The 20,774-nt window shown below is 72.2% G+C and carries 21 protein-coding genes; 9 read left to right on the top strand and 12 right to left on the bottom strand.

Annotated elements, in window-relative coordinates:
* Positions 1-111: 111 nt before the first annotated feature.
* The 5 genes from Q7A36_RS02680 to Q7A36_RS02660 all read right to left on the bottom strand — a co-directional run bounded on the left by Q7A36_RS02680 (position 112) and on the right by Q7A36_RS02660 (position 5,451).
* Complete coding sequence (locus Q7A36_RS02680; RefSeq protein WP_305102101.1) at positions 112-2,289, bottom strand: xanthine dehydrogenase family protein molybdopterin-binding subunit; 2,178 nt, start codon at positions 2,287-2,289, stop codon at positions 112-114.
* The gene (locus Q7A36_RS02675) at positions 2,286-2,747 is read right to left on the bottom strand and encodes a (2Fe-2S)-binding protein (protein ID WP_305102100.1); all 462 of its coding nucleotides are present in this window, start codon (positions 2,745-2,747) and stop codon (positions 2,286-2,288) included. Before Q7A36_RS02675 ends, Q7A36_RS02680 begins: the two co-directional genes overlap by 4 nt.
* 58 nt (positions 2,748-2,805) lie before the next feature.
* Complete coding sequence (locus Q7A36_RS02670) at positions 2,806-3,771, bottom strand: tripartite tricarboxylate transporter substrate binding protein (protein WP_305102099.1); 966 nt, start codon at positions 3,769-3,771, stop codon at positions 2,806-2,808.
* Positions 3,772-3,832: 61 nt separating this feature from the next.
* Positions 3,833-4,480 carry a fumarylacetoacetate hydrolase family protein gene (locus tag Q7A36_RS02665; protein WP_305102282.1) on the bottom strand — a complete coding sequence of 216 codons (648 nt, stop codon included), beginning with the start codon at positions 4,478-4,480 and terminating at the stop codon, positions 3,833-3,835.
* Positions 4,481-4,716: 236 nt separating this feature from the next.
* Complete coding sequence (locus Q7A36_RS02660; RefSeq protein WP_305102098.1) at positions 4,717-5,451, bottom strand: proteasome-type protease; 735 nt, start codon at positions 5,449-5,451, stop codon at positions 4,717-4,719.
* Positions 5,452-5,557: 106 nt separating this feature from the next.
* Here Q7A36_RS02660 and Q7A36_RS02655 point away from each other — a divergent pair, with 106 nt between their 5' ends.
* The 3 genes from Q7A36_RS02655 to Q7A36_RS02645 all read left to right on the top strand — a co-directional run bounded on the left by Q7A36_RS02655 (position 5,558) and on the right by Q7A36_RS02645 (position 8,061).
* Positions 5,558-5,722, top strand: a complete 165-nt coding sequence (locus tag Q7A36_RS02655) for a hypothetical protein (protein WP_305102097.1) — start codon at positions 5,558-5,560, stop codon at positions 5,720-5,722.
* Between the two features lie 223 nt (positions 5,723-5,945).
* Positions 5,946-7,160, top strand: a complete 1,215-nt coding sequence (nhaA, locus tag Q7A36_RS02650; protein ID WP_305102096.1) for a Na+/H+ antiporter NhaA — start codon at positions 5,946-5,948, stop codon at positions 7,158-7,160.
* Between the two features lie 16 nt (positions 7,161-7,176).
* Complete coding sequence (locus Q7A36_RS02645; protein WP_305102095.1) at positions 7,177-8,061, top strand: NAD(P)-dependent oxidoreductase; 885 nt, start codon at positions 7,177-7,179, stop codon at positions 8,059-8,061.
* Positions 8,062-8,064: 3 nt separating this feature from the next.
* Here Q7A36_RS02645 and Q7A36_RS02640 read toward each other — a convergent pair whose 3' ends face one another.
* Positions 8,065-9,003 (bottom strand): alpha-E domain-containing protein, encoded by a 939-nt coding sequence (locus tag Q7A36_RS02640; protein ID WP_305102094.1) that lies wholly within the window; start codon positions 9,001-9,003, stop codon positions 8,065-8,067.
* Positions 8,997-10,448, bottom strand: coding sequence for a circularly permuted type 2 ATP-grasp protein (locus Q7A36_RS02635; protein WP_305102093.1), 1,452 nt, complete (start codon positions 10,446-10,448; stop codon positions 8,997-8,999). Before Q7A36_RS02635 ends, Q7A36_RS02640 begins: the two co-directional genes overlap by 7 nt.
* A 254-nt stretch (positions 10,449-10,702) precedes the next feature.
* On the opposite strand from Q7A36_RS02635, the gene Q7A36_RS02630 reads away from it, so the two are divergent.
* From Q7A36_RS02630 to Q7A36_RS02615, 4 genes are all read left to right on the top strand, one after another.
* Positions 10,703-12,352 (top strand): thiamine pyrophosphate-binding protein, encoded by a 1,650-nt coding sequence (locus tag Q7A36_RS02630; RefSeq protein ID WP_305102092.1) that lies wholly within the window; start codon positions 10,703-10,705, stop codon positions 12,350-12,352.
* Entirely contained in the window at positions 12,349-12,966 is a 618-nt protein-coding gene (locus tag Q7A36_RS02625; protein ID WP_305102091.1) for a pyridoxamine 5'-phosphate oxidase family protein, read from the top strand. Before Q7A36_RS02630 ends, Q7A36_RS02625 begins: the two co-directional genes overlap by 4 nt.
* Before the next feature lie 511 nt (positions 12,967-13,477).
* Positions 13,478-14,110, top strand: a complete 633-nt coding sequence (locus Q7A36_RS02620; RefSeq protein ID WP_305102090.1) for a family 16 glycosylhydrolase — start codon at positions 13,478-13,480, stop codon at positions 14,108-14,110.
* 48 nt (positions 14,111-14,158) lie between these two features.
* Positions 14,159-14,647 carry a hypothetical protein gene (locus Q7A36_RS02615; RefSeq protein ID WP_305102089.1) on the top strand — a complete coding sequence of 163 codons (489 nt, stop codon included), beginning with the start codon at positions 14,159-14,161 and terminating at the stop codon, positions 14,645-14,647.
* Positions 14,648-14,689: 42 nt separating this feature from the next.
* On the opposite strand, the gene Q7A36_RS02610 is transcribed toward Q7A36_RS02615, so the two are convergent.
* Both Q7A36_RS02610 and Q7A36_RS02605 read right to left on the bottom strand, forming a co-directional pair.
* Positions 14,690-16,102, bottom strand: a complete 1,413-nt coding sequence (locus Q7A36_RS02610; protein WP_305102088.1) for an amidase — start codon at positions 16,100-16,102, stop codon at positions 14,690-14,692.
* Positions 16,099-16,311, bottom strand: coding sequence for a hypothetical protein (locus Q7A36_RS02605; RefSeq protein WP_305102087.1), 213 nt, complete (start codon positions 16,309-16,311; stop codon positions 16,099-16,101). Before Q7A36_RS02605 ends, Q7A36_RS02610 begins: the two co-directional genes overlap by 4 nt.
* Before the next feature lie 144 nt (positions 16,312-16,455).
* Here Q7A36_RS02605 and Q7A36_RS02600 point away from each other — a divergent pair, with 144 nt between their 5' ends.
* Together Q7A36_RS02600 and Q7A36_RS02595 are read left to right on the top strand one after the other, a co-directional pair.
* Positions 16,456-16,671, top strand: a complete 216-nt coding sequence (locus tag Q7A36_RS02600) for a PsiF family protein (protein WP_305102086.1) — start codon at positions 16,456-16,458, stop codon at positions 16,669-16,671.
* Between the two features lie 237 nt (positions 16,672-16,908).
* Positions 16,909-17,244, top strand: coding sequence for a hypothetical protein (locus Q7A36_RS02595; protein WP_305102085.1), 336 nt, complete (start codon positions 16,909-16,911; stop codon positions 17,242-17,244).
* Between the two features lie 25 nt (positions 17,245-17,269).
* Here the strand turns inward: Q7A36_RS02595 and Q7A36_RS02590 are convergent, their stop codons facing one another.
* The 3 genes from Q7A36_RS02590 to Q7A36_RS02580 are packed head-to-tail and all read right to left on the bottom strand — an operon-like array spanning position 17,270 to position 20,774.
* Positions 17,270-18,916, bottom strand: coding sequence for a GMC family oxidoreductase (locus Q7A36_RS02590; protein WP_305102084.1), 1,647 nt, complete (start codon positions 18,914-18,916; stop codon positions 17,270-17,272).
* Between the two features lie 26 nt (positions 18,917-18,942).
* A complete protein-coding gene (locus Q7A36_RS02585; protein WP_305102083.1) occupies positions 18,943-19,734 on the bottom strand; it encodes a 2-keto-4-pentenoate hydratase in 792 nt (263 codons plus the stop codon).
* A gap of 20 nt (positions 19,735-19,754) precedes the next feature.
* Positions 19,755-20,774 (bottom strand): zinc-binding alcohol dehydrogenase family protein, encoded by a 1,020-nt coding sequence (locus Q7A36_RS02580; protein WP_305102082.1) that lies wholly within the window; start codon positions 20,772-20,774, stop codon positions 19,755-19,757.

Raw genomic sequence — 20,774 nt, 5'->3', positions numbered from 1 at the left:
CGCCCGTGCGTCACGGCCCGCGGCAGGACGGGTGCAGACTGGCCTATGGCAGACGGGATGCCCAGGCGCCTTGATCTGGCGCAAGCCGTTACGGTGCCCGCAGGCAAACCGTCACGGTTCCGCCGTCGCCAGCCTCTCCGGCGTGAAGGGCAGCGCGCGCGGCCGCACGCCGAGGGCCTCGGTGATCGCGCCGGCGATGGCCGCGATGGTCGGCGCCATGCTGGCCTCCCCGGCGCCGAGGAAGGGCTGCTCCGGCCGGGCGACGATGTCCACCGCGACCTTCGGCACCTCGGAGAAGCGGAGGATCGGGAAGCTCTCCCAGGAATCGCTGGTGACGCGGCGCCGGTCGAAGCGCACCTCCTCGAGCAGCGCGACGGAGGTGGCGTGGATGGCCCCGCCCTCGAACTGGTTGGCGACGCCGTCGGGGTTCACGGCCTCCCCGACATCGCCGGCGATCCAGAGGCGGCGGCAGAAGACCCGCTCGCGCGCCTCGACCTCCGCCACGACGGCGGCCCAGGCGCCGCTGTTCTTGTAGCGGGCGAAGCCGAGGCCCATGCCCCAGCTCTCGCGCCTCTGCCGCCCGCGCCAGCCGGCCATCGCCGCCGCGCGTTCCAGCACGGCGATGCCGCGCGCGTCCTCGAGGTGGCGCAGGCGGAAGTCGAGCGGATCCTCGCCGGCGAGCGCCGCCGCCTCGTCCATCACGCTCTCGATCGCCCAGACATTGATCGTGGCGCCGAGGCCGCGCAGCGCCGAGGTGCGCACCGGCATCTCCAGCAGCCGCGTCGTCTCCACCTGCAGGGCGGGGAAAGCGTAGAGCGGCACGCCGTTGCGCGGCGCGCCGCCGCCCGCGACCATGGGCGGGTTGATGCTGGGCTTCACCGGGAAGGGCTCCGCCAGCATGGAGGCCGCGAGCAGCGTCGGCACCGGGTCGCGTCCCGGCCGGCTGGAATGGCCGTTGCTGACGATGTGGCTGCGCCAGCCCGTGATGCTGCCGCGTTCGTCCAGGTCGGCCTCGACATCCACCAGCATGGATGGGGAGAAGGGCGACCAGCCCAGTTCCTCGGCCCGCGACCAGAGCAGCCGCACCGGCCGGCCCGGCACCGCGCGCGCCGCCAGCACGGCGTCCAGCGCCACGTCGTCGGCGCCGTTGTGGCCGTAGCAGCCGGCGCCCTCCATGTGCCGCACCACGACCTTCTCCGGCGCGCAGCGCAGCGTCTTGGCAATGTCGGCGCGGAGGTTGTAGGGGCCCTGGCTGTGCGACCAGACGGTCACCGTGTCGCCCTCCCACTGCGCCACCGCGCAGGAAGGTCCGATGGAGGCATGCGCCAGATAGGGCCGCAGGAAGCTCCGCCGCAGCGTCCGCGCGGCCGGCGCCGGCTCCCCGTGCTTCGCCACCTCGCTGCGCTCGCCGCGGGTCGCCGCCTCGCGCAGCCACTCCGCCAGCCGCGCCTGCTCGGGCAGCGTGTCCTGCTCCTGCCAGGTGCAGCGGGCGGCGAGGCGCGTCGCCGCGGCCTCGGCTTCCCATTCCGTCGCGGCGAGGACGGCGAGGAAGCTGCCGTCGCGGACCAGGCGGGCCTCGCCGGGCAGCGGGCCGTCCTGCACGCCCGTCAGCACCGCACGGCTAGAGGGGGGACGCACGACACGGGCCTGCAGCATGCCCGGCAGCCGCAGGTCGTGGACATAGCGCGCCGCGCCGAAGACCTTGTCCGGCAGGTCGATGCGCGGGACGGAGGTCCCGGCGATCCGCCGCGCGCCCGCGGGCTTGGGCCGCGCCTCCGGCACCGCCTCGGTCTCCAGCAGCGCCTGGTCGGCGAGGTCCCAGTAGCTGCCGACCGGGCCGTCGGGGCCGAGGAAGGTGCCGTCCTCGACGCTGATCGCCTCGACCGGCACGCCGCTGCGCTGGGCGACGACCTGCAGGCAGATCGCGCGCGCCTGGGCGCAGGCATGGCGCAGCGCGCCGCCGCTGTCCTGGGTGGAGAGGCTGCCGCTGGTCACCGCCTCGTCCGGGCTGTCCGGCGTGGCGGCGGGCTTCACGCGGATGCGACCGAAGGCGACGTCCAGTTCCTCCGCCGCGATCTGCGACAGCGTCGTCAGGATCCCCTGCCCCAGCTCCACCTTGCCCGGCGTGATGGTCACCCTTCCATCGGCATGGAAGCTCAGCCACTGCGACAGGCGGCGGTTGAGGTGCAGGCTGCCCGGCAGGCGCGGCTTGCCGTCGCTCGGCGGCATCGCCGCGCCGAAGCCGGTCGTGGTCGTCCCGGTCACCGGGTCGGAGATCAGGCCGCTCATGCCCGCATCTCCCGCGCCGCGCGCTGCACCGCCCGGACGATCCGGTTGTGGCTGCCGCAGCGGCAGAGATGCGGGTCGAGCGCGGCGCGGATCGCCTCTTCCTCCGGCGCGGGCGTGTGCGCCAGCAGGGCGGCGGCGGAGACCAGGATGCCGGAGAGGCAATAGCCGCATTGCCCCGCCTGCTCCGCGAGGAAGGCGGCCTGCAGCGGATGCGGCGCCTCGGGCGTGCCGAGCCCCTCCACCGTCGTCACCGCGCGCCCGGCGCAGGCCGAGGCGGCGCGGCTGCAGGCATATGTCGGGACGCCGTCCAGCAGCACCATGCAGGACCCGCATTGCTCCGTGCCGCAGCCGAAGCGCGGGCCGGAGAGGCCGGCCGGCCCGCGCAGCGCCTGCAGCAGCGAGGCTTCGGGCGGCACGTCCAGCGCGACCGGCGCGCCGTTCAGCGTGAACTCGACCATGGGCGTTCCCCTCACTCGGCCCGCAGAGTGGCTCCGCGCGCCGCAGCCGCCAAGCCGGCTATCCCGCCTGAATCCGCGCCATGCGGATCCAGTCGCGCTGCCGCTCGATGTCGCGGCGGAGGAAGGCGTCGAACTCCGCCAGGCTCATCAGCATGGGCTCGGCGCCGCCGCGCGCCATGCTGTCGCGCGTCGTCGCGGCCTGCAGGATCCGGGTCACCTCGGCATGCAGCCGCGCCACCACCGGCGCCGGCGTGCCGGCGGGCGCCATCAGGCCCAGCCAGATGCTCGCCTCGTAGCCCGGCAGGGTCTCGGCCACCGTCGGCAGGTCCGGCAGCAGCGGGCTGCGCGCCACGCCCGTGGTCGCCAGGCCCTGCACGCGGCCGCCCGCGATCTGCTCGCGCATCGTCGGGATGGCGTCGAACATCATCGGCACCTGCCCGGCGATCAGCGCCGTCCGCGCCTCGTTGGAGCCGCGGAAGGGGATGTGGTTGATCTCGATCCCCGCCATGGCCCGGAACACCTCCCCGGCGATGTGGTAGGGCGTGCCGGGACCGGAGGAGGCGTAGTCGATCCGCCCCGGCGCGGCCTTCGCCCGGGCGATCAGGTCCGGCACGCTGCGGGCGCCGAGGGAGGGATGCACCGCCAGCACGTGGACGGCGATGTTGATGGCCGCGACGGGCACGAGATCCCGCAGCAGCACATAGGGCCGGTCCGGCAGCAGCGTCTCGTTCGCCGTATGGGTGTTGGACATGAGCAGCAGCGTCTGGCCGTCCGGCGCGGCTTTCGCCACCAGGTCGGTCCCGATGATGGCGCCGGCGCCGGGGCGGTTCTCCACCACCACGGGCTGGCCGAGCGCCTGGCCCAGCGGGTCGGCCAGGAACCGCGCCGCCACATCGGCCGAGCCGCCGAGGCCGAAGGGCACGACGAGGCGGATGGGCCGGCTCGGCCAAGCCTGCGCGCGCGCCGGGCAGGCCAGCGCGAGGCCGCCGAGCGCGGCGGCGAGCAGGGGGCGGCGTGGGACCATGCGATGTCCTCCCGAGGCGGTGCGGACCGGATCAGGCGCCACCCGGCATGGGGCAGCGCGGCTAGACGATCCTGACCGACAGGTCCGGCAGCCCCTCGATCTTGCACAGGATCACGTCGCCCTTCACCACCGGCCCGACATTCTCCGGCGTGCCGGAATAGATGATGTCGCCCGGGCGCAGCTCGAAGGCGGTGGAGAGATTGGCGATCTGCTCGGCGACCGACCAGATCATGTGCTCGAGCGTCGCGTTCTGCTTCACCGTGCCGTTCACCGCCAGCGAGATCGCGCCCTTGGCGACATGCCCGACCGTCTCCACCGGATGGATCGGCCCGATCGGCGCGGCTTGGTCGAAGCTCTTGCCGATCTCCCAGGGCTTCTTCTCGTCGCCCATGAAGCGCTGCAGGTCGCGCCGCGTCATGTCGAGGCCGACGGCATAGCCGTAGACGTGCTCGAGCGCCCTCTCCGCCGGGATGTCCCGCCCGCCCGACTTCAGCGCCGCGACCAGTTCCACCTCGTAGTGGTAGTTCTTCGTCAGCGACGGATAGGGGTGGTCGGCGACGGTGCCGGGCGCGACGAACTGGATGGCATCGGTCGGCTTCTGGAAGAAGAAGGGCGGCTCGCGCGTCGGGTCGCTGCCCATCTCCCGCGCATGCGCGGCGTAGTTGCGGCCGATGCAATAGATCCGCCGCACCGGGAAGACGGCATCCATCCCGGCGATCGGGATGGTGATGGCCGGCACCGCGAAGATCGGCGCCGGCGCGGCGGAGGCGGCGAGCGCCGGCGCGGCCGCGAGCGTGGCGGCGCCGCCGGCGGCGGCCGCGCGGACGAGGCCGCGGCGGGTGCTGGGCATGGGTGGGTCTCCCGGTCCTTCCTTGGGCCGCGGATCATGCCCGCGCCACGCCGCAAGGCAAGCCGGGCCAGGCACATCGGGCCAGGCAGATCGGGTCAGGGCACCCAGTCGGGCCGGGGCATCTCCAGATAGGCCTGCCGCAGGGCGGCGCTCCACCCCTCCCGGATCAGCCGGACATAGGGGTCCTCCTCGGTCAGGCGCTTCTTCAGCGTCACCGCGAAGCCGTCCGTCCGGTAGACCAGCAGGTCGACCGGCATCCCGACCGTCAGGTTCGAGCGCAGCGTGCTGTCCATGCTGATCAGCACCAGCTTCACCCCGTCCTCGATCGGCGTGTCGAAGGTCACGGCCCGGTCGAGGATCGGCTTGCCGTATTTGTGCTCGCCGATCTGCAGGAAGGGCGTATCGGTCGTCGCCTCGATGAAGTTGCCGGCGGCGTAGATCAGGAAGAGCCGCGGCGCCTCCCCGGCGATCTGGCCGCCGAGCATGAGGGAGATGTCGAAGCGGACATCCTGCGCCTTCAGCGCGGCGCCATCCGCCTCGAACTGGTCGCGGACGGCCTGGCCGATGAGTTGCGCGGCGCGGAACATGTTGGGCACCGTGCGCAGCGTGTGCCGCGCACCGTTCAGCCGCACCCCCTCCTGCAGCCGGTTCCAGACCGCCTGGGTCACGGCCAGGTTGCCGGCCGAGAGCATGGCCAGCACCCGCTCGCCCGGCACCTCCTCCACCTGCATCTTCGAGAAGATGGAGATGTTGTCGACGCCCGCATTGGTCCGGGTGTCGGAGAGGAGCACCAGCCCCTCCTTCAGGTAGAGTCCGACGCAATAGGTCATGCGGAGCACCCCTGTGGCTCGCGGCCCCTATAACGCATGCCGCGCCCGCCTGCGTTCCCGGAAGTTTCGCTACCTCCCGCTCGGGATCCATGGCGAAGGCAATGCCATGGGCATCCTCCTCAACCTCCGCGGGGCGGGCGGCGCGGGCAAGACCGCGCTGGCCCGCCGCCTCATGGCATCCTATGGCCCGGCCCTGCCGGTCCACCACCCGGGCCTGGCGCGGCCGGCCGGTGCCCTGGTCGAGACCCTTCCGCCCGAGGCGTGCCGATGACCGAAGGGCCGGAGGTCCGAATCGGCTCGCCCACCATGCAAGACGGCCCGCCTCCGGGCACGCGCCCTGCTCGGGCTGGACTGCCCGCCCGCGCGTCATCCATCATGGCCGGCGTCGGGCGCGGCCTGAGCCATCCAGCTACTCGCATCCCGCCCGGGCCTGTCGCGTTGCGGCGATGCCGCGGCCGGACGGGCGGGGCACCCCACCAGCAAGGAAGACCCAGATGCCCGACGGGATCGCGACGATCTCCCGCCGCCCGCTCTCCATGCTGCGGCATTTCCTGGACAACGAGGCCTCCGGCGGCCTCGTGCTCATGGGCGCTGCCGCGCTGGCCCTGGTGCTGGCGAACTCGCCCGCCGCGCCGTTCTATTTCGAGGCGCTGCATCTCGAGCTCGGTCCGCTCGGCCTGCAGCACTGGATCAATGACGGGCTGATGGCGGTCTTCTTCCTCTTCGTCGGGCTCGAGATCAAGCGGGAGTTCCTGGACGGCCAGCTCGCCACCTGGCCGCGGCGCGCCCTGCCCGGCATCGCGGCGGCCGGCGGCATGGCGGTGCCGGCGCTGATCTATGCCGCCTTCAACTGGAGCGACGCCGAGACGCTGCGCGGCTGGGCCATCCCGTCGGCGACCGACATCGCCTTCGCGCTCGGCGTGCTCTCGCTGCTCGGCGACCGGGTGCCGACCTCGCTGAAGGTCTTCCTCGCCGCGCTCGCCATCATCGACGACCTCGGCGCGGTGCTGATCATCGCGCTGTTCTACACCGGCGACCTGTCCCTCCTCGACCTCGGCCTCGCCGCGGGCGTGGCGGCGGTGCTGGCCGGCCTGAACCGCTTCGGCGTGATGCGGCTCTGGCCCTACCTGCTGCTCGGCGTCGTGCTCTGGCTCTTCGTCCTGCGCTCCGGCGTGCATGCCACCATCGCGGGCGTCGTGCTGGCCATGGCCATTCCCTTACGCATGCAGGCGGGCCGGCCGGACGACATGGCCCGCTCCCCGCTGCACCGGCTGGAGCATGGGCTGCACTTCTGGGTCGCCTTCGGCATCGTGCCGGTCTTCGGCCTGGCCAATGCCGGCGTCTCCTTCGCCGGCATCGGCGTGGATGCACCGGTGGACCACCTGACGCTCGGCGTCGCGCTCGGCCTCGTGCTCGGCAAGCTGGTGGGCGTCTATGGCAGCGCGGCGCTGGTCATCCGCCTCGGCCTCGCCGATGTGCCGATGGGCGCGGGCCGCTGGCAGATGCTGGGCGTGGCGCTGCTCTGCGGCATCGGCTTCACCATGAGCCTCTTCATCGGCCTGCTCGCCTTCGCCGGCAACCAGCACCTGCAGGACGAGGTGAAGCTCGGCATCCTGCTCGGCTCCGGCATGGCCGGGCTGCTGGGCTGGGCGGTGCTGCGGGTCGCGCCGCGGGAGATCCCCGCGCCGCGGCCACGCCCGGCGGCATAGCGCGGGAGGAGCGGGCATGGCGCGGATCGGGATGATCGGCATCGGGCTGATGGGCGAGGCCATGGCGCGCCGGCTGCTGGAGCGCGGCCATGCGGTCACGGCCTGGAACCTGGAGCCGGAGAGGCTGGACCTGGTGGTGCCGCATGGTGCCGTCGCCGCCCCCTCCCCCGCCGCGGTCGCCGCGGCGAGCGACATCGTGCTGAGCTGCGTCCTGCATACCGAAGCCGTGCGCAACTGCCTGTTCGGGCCCGCAGGCGTGGCGGCCGCCGGCGAGGCCTGCCGCGGCAAGGTCCTGGTCGACCTCTCCACCATCCCGCCGGATGCGGCGCGCGAGGCCGCGCGGCGCCTGCGGGCGGAGGCCGGCATGGGCTTCGTGGATGCGCCGGTCTCCGGCGGCCCGCCCGCGGCGCGCGCCGGGCGCCTCACCATCATGGCCGGCGGCAGCGGCGAGGATGTCGCCACGGTGGAGCCGGTGCTGCGCGAGCTCGGCGCGAACGTGACGCGCCTCGGCGAGGTCGGCGCCGGCCAGGCCGCCAAGATGATCAACCAGGCGATCGTCGGCACCGGCTTCCTGGTGATGGCCGAGGCGCTGGCCATGGCCGAGGCCGCCGGGCTGGACGCCGCCGCGGTGCCGGCGGCGCTGGCCGGCGGCTTCGCCGATGGCGCGCTGCTGCAGCGCATCTGGCCGCTGATGCAGGCCCGGGCCTTCGACCCGCCGCTCGGCTATGCCAGGCAATTGCAGAAGGACCTGCACGCCGTGGAGGCCTTCGCCGGCGGGCTCGGCCTCGACCTGCCTGTCGCGCGCAGCGCGACGGCGCGGCTGGATGCCTATGTCGGCCAGGGCCATGCCATGGCCGACAGCGTCTCCGTCATCCGGCTCTACCGGCCGGACCCCGGCTGAGGCTCAGTGCCGGATGTAGAAGGCATCGATCGCCGCGCCGAGCTCCGCCGTGCGGGTGATCATGCCCGTCAGGTAGTCGTGCAGGCCTTCCTCGAAGATGTCATCGATCCGGCCGTAGCGGAGCTGCGCCTTCAGCAGCCCGGCGATGCGGTGGCACTCGCCGATGCGCCCACCCTGCTCGATGGCGATGGCCTCGAGCGTGTCGGAGACCTCGGCATGGCAGGCGGCGAGGCTGCGCGGCAGTTCCGGCCGCAGGATCATCAGCTCGGCGATCCGCCGCGCCGAGAGCCGCTCGCGGTAGACCCATTGGTAGGACCGCAGCGCGGAGACCGAGCGCAGCACCGCCTGCCACTGCACGTAGTCGACCGCCCCCTCGGCCTCCGGCGCGAAGAGGGCATGCTTCACGTCGAGCAGCCGCGCGGTGTTGTCGGCCCGCTCCAGCATCGTGCCGAGATGCACGAAGCGCCAGGGCTCGTTGCGCAGCATGGTGTCGTGCGAGGCGCCGTTGAAGAGCGTCACCCGCTCCCGCACCCAGCCGAGGAAGTCGGGCAGGTTCTCGCCCTCCGTCGCCTCGGGCGAGAGCTGGCGCAGGCGGTTCCAGCTGTCGTTCAGCGCCTCCCACATGTCGACCGTCAGCGCGGTGCGGACCGCGCGGGCATTGCGCCGCGCCGCCTCGAAGCAGGAGAGGATGGAGGAGGGGTTGTCCGGGTCGAAGACCAGCCAGTGGATGCAGGATTCGGCCTCCGGCGTCTCGTATTTCCGGTAGAAGCCGCCATCGCCGCCCGAGGCGGTGAGCAGCGCCCGCCACTCCGCCACCTCGTCGCCGAGGCGGGCCGAGATCGCCGCCATGCGGGAGGCGACGCCGAGGCCGCGCGCGACGTTGCCGGCGCGCTCGGTATAGCGGGCGACCCAGAAGAGGTTGTCGGCGGTGCGGCTCAGCATCCGAGGGAGGCCGCCTGGCTCTGGCTCTGGCCGGGCGCGCTGCCGTCCGGCCCCTCGTCCTCCAGGATCCAGGTGTCCTTGGTGCCGCCGCCCTGCGAGGAGTTCACCACCAGCGAGCCCTCCTTCAGGGCCACGCGGGTCAGCCCGCCCGGGACGATGCGGATCTCCTTGCCCGACAGCACGAAGGGCCTGAGGTCCACATGCCGCGGCGCGATCCCCTGCTCGACCACCGTCGGGCAGGTCGACAGCGCAAGGGTCGGCTGGGCGATGTAGTCGCCGGGCCTGGCCAGGATGCGGGCGTGGAAGTCCTCGCGCTGCGCCCTGCTGGCATGCGGGCCGATCAGCATGCCGTAGCCGCCCGAGCCCTTGGCGAGCTTCACCACCAGCTTGTCGAGGTTGTCGAGGACGTATTTGCGGTCCTCGTCGCGATCGCAGAGGAAGGTGGGGACATTGGCCAGGAGCGGCTCCTCGCCGAGGTAGAAGCGGACCATCTCCGGCACATAGGGATAGATTGCCTTGTCGTCGGCGATGCCGCCGCCCGGCGCATTGGCCAGCGCGACATTGCCCGCGCGGTAGGCCGCCATCAAACCGGGCACGCCCACCAGGCTGTCGGGGCGGAAGGCCTCCGGGTCCAGGAACTCGTCGTCGATGCGGCGGTAGATCACGTCCACCCGCTTCGGCCCGGCGGTCGTGCGCATGTAGACCACCTGGTCCTGCACGCAGAGATCGGCGCCCTCCACCACCTCCACGCCCATCTCGTCGGCCAGGAAGCAGTGCTCGTAATAGGCGCTGTTGTAGGGGCCGGGCGTCAGCAGCGCGACCGTCGGGTTGGCGCCGGCGCGGGCGGGCGCGACCGCCTTCAGCGTCTCCAGCAGCTCCTCGGGGTAGCGGCTGACCGGCGCGATCCTGTGCCGGGCGCAGAGCCGCGGGAAGAGCCGTAGCATCGCCTCCCGGTTCTCCAGCATGTAGGAGACGCCGGAGGGCGTGCGGCAATTGTCCTCCAGCACGTAGAACTGGTCGGGCCCGGTGCGCACCATGTCGATGCCGGAGATATGCGTGTAGACCCCGCCCGGCGGCGTGATGCCGACCATCTCCTTGCGGTAGCCCTCGTTCTCCAGCACCAGGGCGGCAGGGATCCTCCCCGCCTTCAGGATCTCCTGCGGGCCATAGACATCGGCGAGGAAGGCGTTGAGCGCCTGCACCCGCTGCTTCAGCCCGACCGAGAGCCGGTCCCATTCGGAGCGGGCGATGATGCGGGGAATGAGGTCGAAGGGGATCAGCCGCTCCGGATCCCCGCCCTCCCCATAGACCGCGAAGGTGATGCCGATGCGGCGGAACAGCAGTTCGGCCTCGTGGCGCTTGCGATCGAGCATCTCGCGGGGCGTGGCGCGCAGCCACCGCTCGATCTCGGCATAGGCGGAACGAACCCCGTCTTCGGCGCGCATCTCATCGAATGCGGGGGGTCTGGATAGCGTCACGCGTCTCGGGTCCCCTGGCTGCCTTCCTTTTCCGCAAACCAGCACGGACAGCCCCATGCCTGCAAGAAGGCAGCCGCAAGGAAATGAGGCGCAGACATATCGGCTGCACAATTGCTGGTCAGCCCCGCCCAGCGGCGCGGCAGGCGCATGGGCGCAGGCGGGCTGGGCAGGCGACCGATCAGGCCTATGCTCCGTTGCACGGAGTCGAGGGAGGATCATGCATGACAGCGCCGCCATCCGGCCGGGACGGCCTCACCGGTGCGGAGGCCGTGGCCGAGGCGCTGCGCGCGGCCGGCGTCCCGCGCCTCTACGGCGTGCCAGGCGGCGGCTCGAGCCTCGACCTGGTCGAGGCCGCGGCGGCGCGTGGCATCCCCTTCGTGCTGGCACGGCAGGAGACGGCGGCGGTCATCATGGCGGCGACCGAGGCCGAGCTTTCCGGCCGGCCGGGCGCGGTCGTCGTCACCCGCGGCCCGGGGGTCGGCAATGCGGCGAACGGCATCGCGCAGGCGGCGCTGGACCGCGCGCCGCTGCTGCTTCTCGCCGACGGCTTCACCGGCACGGAGCGCGCCTTCGCGACGCACCAGTTCTTCGACCATGCCGCCATGCTGGCGCCGGTGACCAAGGCGCAGGCGCGCGCGACGGAGCCGGGCGGCGCGCCCGGCGCCATCGCCGCGACGCTGCTGGCGACCGCCATGGCGGCGCCGCGAGGGCCGGCGCTGCTCGAGGTCTCGGGCGGCGTGGCGCGCGCGCCGGCCGCGCCGCTGCCGCTCGCCGCCCTGGCCGGCGCGGCCGCCGCGCCGGAGGGCCCGGCGCTCGCGGCCGCACGGCGGCTGCTCGCCGCGGCGCGCCGGCCGGTGCTGGTCGCGGGGCTGGAGGCGACGGAGCCCGCCGCCTGCGCCGCGCTGCGGGCGCTGGCCGAGCGCCTCGGCTGCCCGGGGCTCGTCACCTACAAGGCGAAGGGCGTGCTGCCGGACGCGCATCCCCTCTTCGGCGGCGTCTTCACCGGCGGCGAGGCCGAGGCGCCGCTGCTGCGCGAGGCCGACCTGATCCTCCTCGCCGGCGCCGATCCGGTGGAGTTCATTCCGCAACCCTGGCGCTACGGGGCGCCGGTCATCGACCTCGGCACCGCGCCGCGGCCGCTGCACTACCATGCGCCGGCCGCCGCGCTCTACGGGCCGCTGGCACCGGCCCTGGCGGCGCTGGCCGCCGAGGCGGCGCCGAGCGGCTGGGAGGCGGCGGCGATCGCCGCGCAGCGGGCGGCCTGGCTGCGCGCGCTGGCCAATGCGCCGGGCGGCAATCGCGGCCTCTCGCCGCAGGCGGTGGTGGAGATCACGCAGCAGGCCTGCCGCGTTGCGGGGCGCGACCCGCGCGTCTCGGTCGATGCCGGTGCCCATATGTTCCCCTGCACGACCTTCTGGCAGGCGGAGCGGCCGGGCGACCTGCTGATCTCGAACGGCCTCGCCACCATGGGCTTCGCCCTGCCCGCCGGCATCGCGGCGGCGCTGCACGACCCGGGGCGCGGCGCGCTGGCCTTCACCGGCGATGGCGGGCTGCTGATGGCGCTCGGCGAGTTGGCAACCGCCGCGGTGCTCGGCGCGAAGCTGACCATCGTGGTCTTCAACGACGCCAGCCTCTCCCTGATCGACATCAAGAAGGGCGGCCGCGCCCTGCCGGACGGCGCGCTGGGCTGGCCGGAGGCGGATTTCGCCGGCGCGCTGCGCGCCCTCGGCGGGACCGGGTTGCGGGCGGCGGACGAGGCCGGCTTCCGCGCCGCGCTGGCCGAGGCGCTGGCCGCGCCCGGCCCGGCGCTGGTCGATGTCCGGGTCGATCCCGGCAGCTACCCCGCGCAGATCAAGGCGCTGCGGGGATGAGCGACCCGCATGCGGTGACGAGCCTGGAGGCGCTGGCCGCGCTCTACGAGGCGCCGCATCCGCGCTTCCTCGCCAAGGTGACGGACCGGCTGGAGGCGACGGCGCGCGCCTTCATCGCCGCCTCCCCCTTCTGCATCCTGGCGACCACCGGCTCGCGCGGGCCGCATGCGACGCCGCGCGGCGATGCGCCGGGCTTCGTCCTGCCGCTCGACGACCGCACCCTCGCCCTGCCCGACCGGCGCGGCAACAACCGGCTGGATGCGCTGCGCGACGTGCTGGAGGACCCGCGCGTCGCGCTGCTCTTCCTGGTGCCCGGCGTCGGCGAGACATTGCGCGTGCAGGGCGCGGCACGCATCACCGCCGATCCCGCGCTGCGCGCGCGATTCGCCGTCGAGGGGCGCGCGCCAAGCACGGTGCTGCTGGTCGCGGTGCGCGAGGTCTACGCGCATTGCGCCAAGTCCGTGATGCGATCTCACCTCTGGGGCGACAGGCCGCGGCCGCCGGGCGTGCCGAGCAACGGCCAGATGATCGCCGCGCATACCGCGGGCGGCGCGATCGACGCCGCGCAGTACGAGGCGGAGTACCAGGCGCGGATCCGCGCCCAGATCTACTGACGCCGCGAAGCGCGGCGTCCGACGCTGCCATGCGGCGCGCCGCATGACGCGCTGACCCGTCGCGCGGCGCAGCTTCTTCTCACCTTGGCGTCATCGGCAGCGCGTCGCATTTCGTGACGGTGGCGCGAAGGTGAAAAGCCTGTACTTCCGCAATGCCAGGGAAAAGCTGCGACTGCGGGATGTGCAATGCCGTCACACGCAGTTCGCGCGGATGGCGTGCCGCGCCGCCGCTGCGCCCGGCGCCGATGTTGCGCTTGACACTCCGCGCCCTCTCCCCGAAACCGCTGTCGGCGCCTGCATCCGCTGCGAGCGGGCGTACTGCTTCGGCAGGGTTCTTCCGACCGCGGCCGGCCTCGACCGGTCCGCACCGCCGCCACCGCCGATCATGTCAGTGCGGGCGGCACGACACACATCCGAGGTCTCTTCGCCCGCTTCGCGGGTGAGGAACGCGCGCGCCAGGAGCGGGGCCTGTCGCGCGCCGGAGCATCCCCGCATGTGAGAGACGGGACGCATGGCAGGCAGCACCAACAACATTGCCGGCATCGAGGGCTTCGACGCCTCGCTTCCTGGCGGCTGGACCGGAACGCAGAACCTGTCCAATCACTGGGGGAACGTGCACAGCAATGGCGACGGTTCCATCACCGTGACGTCGTCCGGCGGGCAGGATGCCGGCGCGTTGCAGCAGGGTGGCGGCAGCGGCTACGGGCTCTACAGCTTCACGCTGTCCAACACCCCGGGCGACGTGCCGGGCGCCTATGCGCTGCTCTGGCCGGCGGACAACAAGTGGCCGGGGGCGGAGATCGACACCGTCGAGATCCTGGCGAACGGCCAGGAATACAGCACCGTCCACTGGAACAATAACGGCAAGGACGCCTATGCGGCGAAGGACCTGCCGAACGTGAAGACCTCGGACGTCCATACCTACTCGACCGCCTGGCTGCCGGGCAGCATCACCAACTATGTTGACGGGGTCCAGGCCAACCAGTTCACCGACCATGTGCCCGCCGATGCGGCGCATGGCGGCACCAACTCCCTGGCCGGCGTGGGCGAACAGACCTGGTGGTCCATGGACCTGCAACACGGCGACAACAGCGTGCACCTGCAGAACGTGCAGTACGCACCGCCCGATACGCCGCTCGTGTAACGCGGCGCCGATTCGGACCAGCCAGAAGACATTCGGGAAGCGACAATCATGGCCATTCTCATCGGCGACGACACCACACCCGTGCTGCAAGGCACCGCCGACAGCGATCTCCTGTACAGCGGCTTCAACACGACGATCGCCCATACCCTCATCGGCGCCGCCGGCAACGACGTGCTGATCGCCGGCACCAGCGTCGCGGGCGACCTGGTGGCGGCGGGCGGCGGCAGCAATACGGTGACGCTGGGCGACTACGCCGCCACCCTGCTGGTCGGCAAGTATGCCGAGACCGACACGATCTACGGCTTCGGCGAAGGCGACGTGCTGCGGCTCGCCGAGCCGTGCTCGACGCGCGAGGTGCACCAGGTGCAGCAGGGCCAGGACCTGCTGCTGCAGATCGGCGGCATCGGCGGCAGCGCGCCCGACCACACCACGCTGCTGCTCAAGGGCGTATCCCTGCAGGACGTGCAGGCGACCACGGAGGCCGACGGCACGCTGGTGATGAGCTACCACCATACCGAGCTGAACCCGGTCGCCTGAGACCCGGCGGGCGGGGGGACAGTGTCCCCCTGCCTCTCCGGTTCAGGCCAGCGGCGGTGCCTTCCGGTGCCAGTCGGTGACCTGCTGGAAGGCGTCGGCCGCCCGCAGCACCGCCGCCTCGGCGAAGGGCCGGCCGGCAAGCTGCAGGCCGATCGGCAACCCGCGGTCGTCGAAGCCGCAGGGGATGCTAATCGTCGGCAGGCCGAGATAGTTGAAGGGCCGCGTATTGGCCGAGACGGCTATGAAGCGCGACCAATTGGCCGGGTCGGCGTCGATGTCGGTCTCCGCCAGGGTCGGCACCCGCGTGCGCAGCGTGGGCGTCGCCACCAGGTCGAAGCCGGTCAGCGTCTCCGCCACGAATTGCCGCAGCAGCGGGCCGCGGCGCGACAGCGCCTCGACGTAGAGATGCCCGGGGATGGCATAGCCGCCGAAGAGGCGCGCCGAGAGGTGGATGGCGTAGTCGCCGGGATGCTCGCGCATCCACTGGGCGTGGATCGCCGCACCTTCGACCCGGCTGACCAGCGCGACATAGGCATTGATGGCGCGGAGCGACGGCGCCTTCACCCGCGTCACCTCGGCGCCCGCACCTTTCAGCGCGTCGAGTGCGGCTTCGAAGGCGGCGACCACCGGGGCATCGGCGCCGTCGAGGAAATAGGTCTCGCAGACCGCGATCCGCATCCCCTTCACGCTGCCGGTCAGCGCCGCCTCGTAATCCGGCACCGGCTCCGCCGCGCTGGTCGGGTCCTGCGGATCCTGGCCCGCCGTGACCTTGAGGAAGCGCGCCGCATCGCGCGCCGTGCGCACCAGCGGGCCGACATTGTCGCAGGAGAAGCTGAGCGGCATGACGCCGTGGCGCGAGACGCGGGTCTGCGTCGCCTTCAGCCCGGTGACGCCGCAGAGCGTCGCCGGCAGGCGGATGGAGCCGCCGGTGTCGCTGCCGAGGGCTGCGGTGAAGAAGCGCGCGGCCACGCCGGCGCCGGAGCCGGAGGAGGAGCCGCCGGTGCAATAATCGAGGATCCAGGGATTGTGGCAATGCCCGAAATGCGCGTTGTGCCCGGTCGGGTTCTGCGCGAACTCCGCCATGTTCAGCGTGCCCATGTCGATCGCGCCGGCGGCGTCGAGCTTCTGCAGCACCGTCGCGGTGACCGTCGGGACGAAATCCTTCCGGATCTTCGAGCCGCAGGTGCTCACCTTGCCGGCACGGTAGTACATGTCCTTGTGCATCATCGGCGCGCCGGCGAGCGGGCCGAGGCGCTGTCCCGCGGCGCGCGCCTTGTCCTGCGCCGCGGCGGCTTCCAGCGCCGCCTCCCGGTCCAGGCGGATGGTGCTGTTGACCTTGCCGTCATGCGCATCGATGCGGGCGAGGCAGGCGCGGACCATCGCCTCCGCCGCGACCTCGCCCTTGGCGAAGGCATCGGCGGCCTCGGTCATGGAGAGCAGGGCGAGATCGCTCATGCGCCCGTCTCCCGGCAGTCGCGCAGCGCGGCCTCGAAGCTGCTCGGCTCGTCCTCGAAGGCCATGCTGCCGCGCAGCGCCTCGAGCTCGGCGAGGAGCGCGGTGAAATCGGCGAGGCCATGCCGCGCCGCGGCATTCGGCAGGTCGACGCCGCTCCAGCGGCGGATCGCCTCCATGGTCGGCAGGACGAGGTCTGGTTCGGTCGGCATCGCATCCCCTTCCGGCGCCGGACGGCGGCACCTTCGGCGGGAAGGTTAGCAAGGCGCATGCCCCAGGCGAGCCCATGAACGTCATGGTTGCATCGACTCGGCGCCGCCAACCACTCTGGCGCCAATGGACCAGGAGGATCCACCATGCGCAGCCTCGCCCTGACCCTCGCCCTGCTGTCCTGCGCCGCGCTGCCCGCGATGGCCGCGGAGTCCAAGCCGCGGAAGGCACCAAGCCACGCCCAGCAGGCGCAGCACGAGCGGATGCGCCAGTGCAGCGCGACCGCGAAGGAACGCTCGCTGCACGGCGACCCGCGCAAGGCCTTCATGAAGGAGTGCCTGGCGAAGCGCGCCGCCGGATAGGGCGGCTTCGCCTGGAGATGGGGCTCCGCGGCCGGATCACGCCGCGGCTTGGGGTCAGTCCAGCCGAACCGCCTCAGCGGGGCAGCCGGCGAATTCGGTAGCGTTCCCGCTGGCCAGACCGGTCGCCGACAGAGTCAGCCGGACATCGTTCGCCATGCTGCGCTCGTCACCTCGACGTGAGTAGCGGTCCCATCGCCGCCTCCGGCGTTGGTTTCCGAACCAACCAGGAGGAAAGCCATGAAGCTTCTCACGGCGCTCGCGCTTGTCGCGCCCCTGCTTGCCGCCGGTGGGGCCTCTGCGCAGCAGAAGCCGGAAGGCAATACCGGCGCGGGCGCGGCCATGAGCGGCGCGGCGGCGCAATCCACCGGCACGAACCAGCCCGGCACGGCGACGCCGCAGCCGCAACTGCACAGCCCGACGCCGCCGGGCGCCAGCGACAACCCGGCACGGCGCCGGCCGGAAGGCAATCTCGGCGCCGGCGCGGCGATGAGCGGGGCGCAGTCGCAGGGCATGGGCACGCATCCGAACACCGGCACGACGGTGCCGGCGCAGCCGACGCAGAGCCCGCGGTAACGGGTGGGAGGCGGCGCCCCGGCTGCTACGCCGCCTCCGCCACCATCTCCCGCCCGCGGATGAAGTCGGCGGCCTTCTCCGCGATCATCAGCGTGGTGGCATAGGTATTGGCGCTCGGCATGCTCGGCATGATGGAGGCATCCACCACGCGCAGTGCCTGCATGCCGTGCACCAGCAGGCGGTCGTTCACGACAGCGCTCGGGTCGGTCTCCGGCCCCATGCGCGCCGTGCCGATCAGGTGGTAGGTGGTGCTGCCGTTCTTCTTGGCGAAGTCGAGCAGCTCGTCGTCGCTCTGCACCTGCGGGCCGGGCAGCGTCTCGGCCTCCACGTACTGCGCGAGTTGCGGCGTGCCGAGCATGCGGCGCAGCAGCCGCATGCCGCCGAGATGCACGCGGATGTCCATGGGATCGGAGAGGTAGTTGGGATTGATCTCCGGATCCTCGAAGACGCTGGCGCTGCGCGCGCGCACCCAGCCCGTGCTCTCCGGCCGGTGCTGCCAGGCGCCGGCGGTCACGCCGGGATAGTCGTCGAGTACATAGACCTTGCCCTCGGCATAGCTGCCGGGGGTGAAGACGCATTGCAGGTCCGGCTCGTCGAGGCCCTCGAAGCTCTTCCAGAAGACATGCACATGGCTGGGCGAGGTCGCCAGGATGTTCGGCTTGCCCATGGCCCAGCGGGCGATCTGGGCGCCGAGCTTCAGGCCGCGCGAGAGCTCGTTCAGCGTCTCGACGCCCCTCTTCGCCCGCATGACGAGGCGGGAGGCATAGTGGTCGCGGAAGTTGGAACCGACGCCGCGCAGCTCGTGCACGACGGGCACGCCGATCTTCCCCAGCAGGTCGGCGGGGCCGACGCCCGAGACCTGCAGCAGCCGCGCCGTGTTCACCGTGCCGCAGGAGAGGATCACCTCCCGCCGCGCGCGGACCTCCTGCGGCGGCGCGCTAGGCGCGCCGAGGTACTGGACGCCGACCGCGCGCTTGCCCTCGAACAGGATGCGGCTGGCGCGCGCATTCGTCCGCACCTCGAGATTCCCGCGCGACAGCGCGGGCTTGAGGAAGGCGACGGCGGCGGAGACGCGGCGGCCCTTACGGATGGCGCGCTGGAAATAGCCGACGCCCGCCTGGGTGCCGCTGTTGTAGTCCGTGCAGCGAGGGATGCCGAGGCCGAGGCAGCCCTGGATGAAGGCCTCCGAGACCGGATGGATCCAGTCCATGTCGGTGATCGGGATGCCGTCCTCGTTCCTGCCGCGGCTGTCGTCGCAGGCGCCGATGCGGTTTTCCGAGCGGCGGTAATAGGGCAGGCAATCGGCGTAGCCCCAGCCGCGGTTGCCGCGCTGCGCCCAGTTGTCGAGGTCCGCGGGCTGGCCGCGGTTGTAGATCATGCCGTTGACCGAGGAGGAGCCGCCGAGCGTGCGGCCCTGCACCGTGCTGATGCGCCGCCCGCCGGTCATCTCCAGCGGCTCGGTCTTGAACTGCCAGGTGACGGCCGGGTCGACCAGCGTCTTGATGAAGCCGGCCGGGATATGGATGAAGGGGTTGCGGTCGGGCGGGCCGGCTTCCAGCACGCAGACCGTGACATTCGGGTCGGCGCTCAGCCGGTTCGCCAGCACGGAGCCGGCGGCGCCGGAGCCCACGATGACGTAGTCGAAGGTGTCGGCGTCGGGCGCATCGGCCATGACGGGGATTTCCTCGGGAATTCGGCCTAATCTACGAAGCGCAGGCCCATGCTGCCAAGCTGGCCGAAATCGACCGTCACGGCGTCCCCGGGCTGGACCTCCAGCGGCACGGCGCAGGTGCCGGTGGTCACGCACTCGCCCGCGCGCAGCGTGACGCCGTGGCGGGAGAGCTCATTGGCGATCCAGGTGAGCGCGATGCGCGGATCGCCCAGCACGTTGGCGCCGATCCCCTCCCGCTCGTAGCGCGGGGCGACGGTACAGCGGACGCGGTGCTGCGCGAGGTCGAGGCCGCGCCAGAGCGCCGGCGCCTCGGGGCCGAGCGCGAAGCGGTGGGCGCAGGCATTGTCGGCGATGAGCTGCGGTCCGCCGGCCGTGGAGAAATCGGCGAAGCGGCTATCCGGCACCTCAATGCCGAGATGCAGCGCGGCGACGGCCGCCATCACCTCGGCCTGGCCGTACGCCGTCTCGCGGGGCGGCAGGTCGCGGCCGATGCGGAAGACGAATTCCGGCTCGGCGACGCGCATGGCATTGTCCGAGAGCGGGACGGCGCTGCCCGCCGGCACCACCATGTCCGCCAGGATGCGGCCGGCGAGCGGCCCGTCGACGCCGATATGCTGCTGGCCCGCCCGGCTGGTGGCGGCGATCTTCCAGCCGAAGAGCGGCCGGGCGCTGCGGGCCTCAAGATGCGCCTGGATCGCATAGCCCTCGGCCCGGGTCGCCGGGCGCAGCGCCTCCGGCAGCGCGGCGATGCGGCCGGCGGCCTGCCAGGTCTCCCAGATCAGGTCATGCGCGGCGCGGGCCGCGGTCTCGTCCAGCATGGCGTCCCCTCCCGCGGCCGTCAGAAGCCGCTCAGCACGATCTTGCCGACGGCCCTGCCCGTCTCGATCGCCGCATGTGCGGTGCGCAGGTTGGCGGCATTGATGCTGCCGTAGTCCCTGGTCGTGGTGGCGCGCAGCTTGCCGGCATCCACCAGGTCAGCGACCTCGTCCAGGATCTCGTGCTGGCGTACCATGTCCCTGGTGCGGAACATCGGCCGGGTGAACATCGCCTCCCAGTGCACCGCCGCGCTCTTGAACTTCAGCAGCCGCAGATCCAGCGGCTCCGGATCGTCGATCAGGCCGATGCTGCCCTGCGGCGCCAGGATCTGCGCCATCTCGGCCCAGCGCGCCGTGTCGGTATGGGTGGAGAAGATCCAGGGGCATGGGCCGGCATCCAGCGCCTTCATCTGCGCCGGCAATGGCCGGCTGTGGTCCACCACATGATGCGCGCCGCATTGCCGCACCCAGGCGGCGCTCTCGGGACGCGAGGCCGTCGCCACCACCGTCAGCTCCGTCAGCGCGCGGGCGAGCTGGATGGCGATGCTCGGCACGCCGCCGGCGCCGCCAACCACCAGCAGCACGTTGCCGGCCGATTCGCCGTCACGCGGGATGCGCATGCGGTCGAACAGCATCTCGTAGGCGGTCAGCGCGGTCAGCGGCAGCGAGGCCGCCTGGGCATGCTCCAGCCTGCGCGGCTTGCGGCCAACGATGCGCTCGTCCACCAATTGCAGCTCGGCATTGCTGCCGAGGCGGTCGAGCACGCCGGCATACATCACCTCGTCGCCCGGCCGGAACAACGTGCAATCCGGCCCGACCGCCTCCACCACGCCGGAGGCGTCGTAGCCCAAAACGACCGGCTTCTCCGCCGAGGCCTCCATGGTCATCCGGCTCTTCATGTCGCGCGGATTGACCGAGACGGCCCGCACCCGCACCAGCAGGTCATGGCCCTGCGGCGAGCCGGGATCGGGCAATTCCAGGTCGAGCAGCGACCGCGGATCCTCGATCGGCAGCGCCTTTTTCGTGAAGCCGACAGCGCGCAT

The sequence above is a fragment of the Paracraurococcus lichenis genome (genome assembly GCF_030657435.1).
GTDB lineage: Bacteria > Pseudomonadota > Alphaproteobacteria > Acetobacterales > Acetobacteraceae > Paracraurococcus > Paracraurococcus lichenis.
This window is presented reverse-complemented; position numbering and strand designations above follow the sequence as displayed.

Bases quoted from the DNA above. Each gene is read 5' to 3' on its own strand.
- Q7A36_RS02610 (WP_305102088.1), bottom strand. From the start codon at position 16,102: ATGAGCGATCTCGCCCTGCTCTCCATGACCGAGGCCGCCGATGCCTTC.
- Q7A36_RS02595 (WP_305102085.1), top strand. From the start codon at position 16,909: ATGAAGCTTCTCACGGCGCTCGCGCTTGTCGCGCCCCTGCTTGCCGCC.
- Q7A36_RS02635 (WP_305102093.1), bottom strand. From the start codon at position 10,448: ATGCGCGCCGAAGACGGGGTTCGTTCCGCCTATGCCGAGATCGAGCGG.
- Q7A36_RS02615 (WP_305102089.1), top strand. From the start codon at position 14,159: ATGGCCATTCTCATCGGCGACGACACCACACCCGTGCTGCAAGGCACC.
- Q7A36_RS02670 (WP_305102099.1), bottom strand. From the start codon at position 3,771: ATGGTCCCACGCCGCCCCCTGCTCGCCGCCGCGCTCGGCGGCCTCGCG.
- nhaA (WP_305102096.1), top strand. From the start codon at position 5,946: ATGCCCGACGGGATCGCGACGATCTCCCGCCGCCCGCTCTCCATGCTG.
- Q7A36_RS02665 (WP_305102282.1), bottom strand. From the start codon at position 4,480: ATGGATGCCGTCTTCCCGGTGCGGCGGATCTATTGCATCGGCCGCAAC.
- Q7A36_RS02620 (WP_305102090.1), top strand. From the start codon at position 13,478: ATGGCAGGCAGCACCAACAACATTGCCGGCATCGAGGGCTTCGACGCC.
- Q7A36_RS02630 (WP_305102092.1), top strand. From the start codon at position 10,703: ATGACAGCGCCGCCATCCGGCCGGGACGGCCTCACCGGTGCGGAGGCC.
- Q7A36_RS02660 (WP_305102098.1), bottom strand. From the start codon at position 5,451: ATGACCTATTGCGTCGGACTCTACCTGAAGGAGGGGCTGGTGCTCCTC.
- Q7A36_RS02680 (WP_305102101.1), bottom strand. From the start codon at position 2,289: ATGAGCGGCCTGATCTCCGACCCGGTGACCGGGACGACCACGACCGGC.
- Q7A36_RS02585 (WP_305102083.1), bottom strand. From the start codon at position 19,734: ATGCTGGACGAGACCGCGGCCCGCGCCGCGCATGACCTGATCTGGGAG.
- Q7A36_RS02625 (WP_305102091.1), top strand. From the start codon at position 12,349: ATGAGCGACCCGCATGCGGTGACGAGCCTGGAGGCGCTGGCCGCGCTC.
- Q7A36_RS02655 (WP_305102097.1), top strand. From the start codon at position 5,558: ATGGGCATCCTCCTCAACCTCCGCGGGGCGGGCGGCGCGGGCAAGACC.
- Q7A36_RS02605 (WP_305102087.1), bottom strand. From the start codon at position 16,311: ATGCCGACCGAACCAGACCTCGTCCTGCCGACCATGGAGGCGATCCGC.
- Q7A36_RS02590 (WP_305102084.1), bottom strand. From the start codon at position 18,916: ATGGCCGATGCGCCCGACGCCGACACCTTCGACTACGTCATCGTGGGC.
- Q7A36_RS02675 (WP_305102100.1), bottom strand. From the start codon at position 2,747: ATGGTCGAGTTCACGCTGAACGGCGCGCCGGTCGCGCTGGACGTGCCG.
- Q7A36_RS02580 (WP_305102082.1), bottom strand. From the start codon at position 20,774: ATGCGCGCTGTCGGCTTCACGAAAAAGGCGCTGCCGATCGAGGATCCG.
- Q7A36_RS02600 (WP_305102086.1), top strand. From the start codon at position 16,456: ATGCGCAGCCTCGCCCTGACCCTCGCCCTGCTGTCCTGCGCCGCGCTG.
- Q7A36_RS02640 (WP_305102094.1), bottom strand. From the start codon at position 9,003: ATGCTGAGCCGCACCGCCGACAACCTCTTCTGGGTCGCCCGCTATACC.
- Q7A36_RS02645 (WP_305102095.1), top strand. From the start codon at position 7,177: ATGGCGCGGATCGGGATGATCGGCATCGGGCTGATGGGCGAGGCCATG.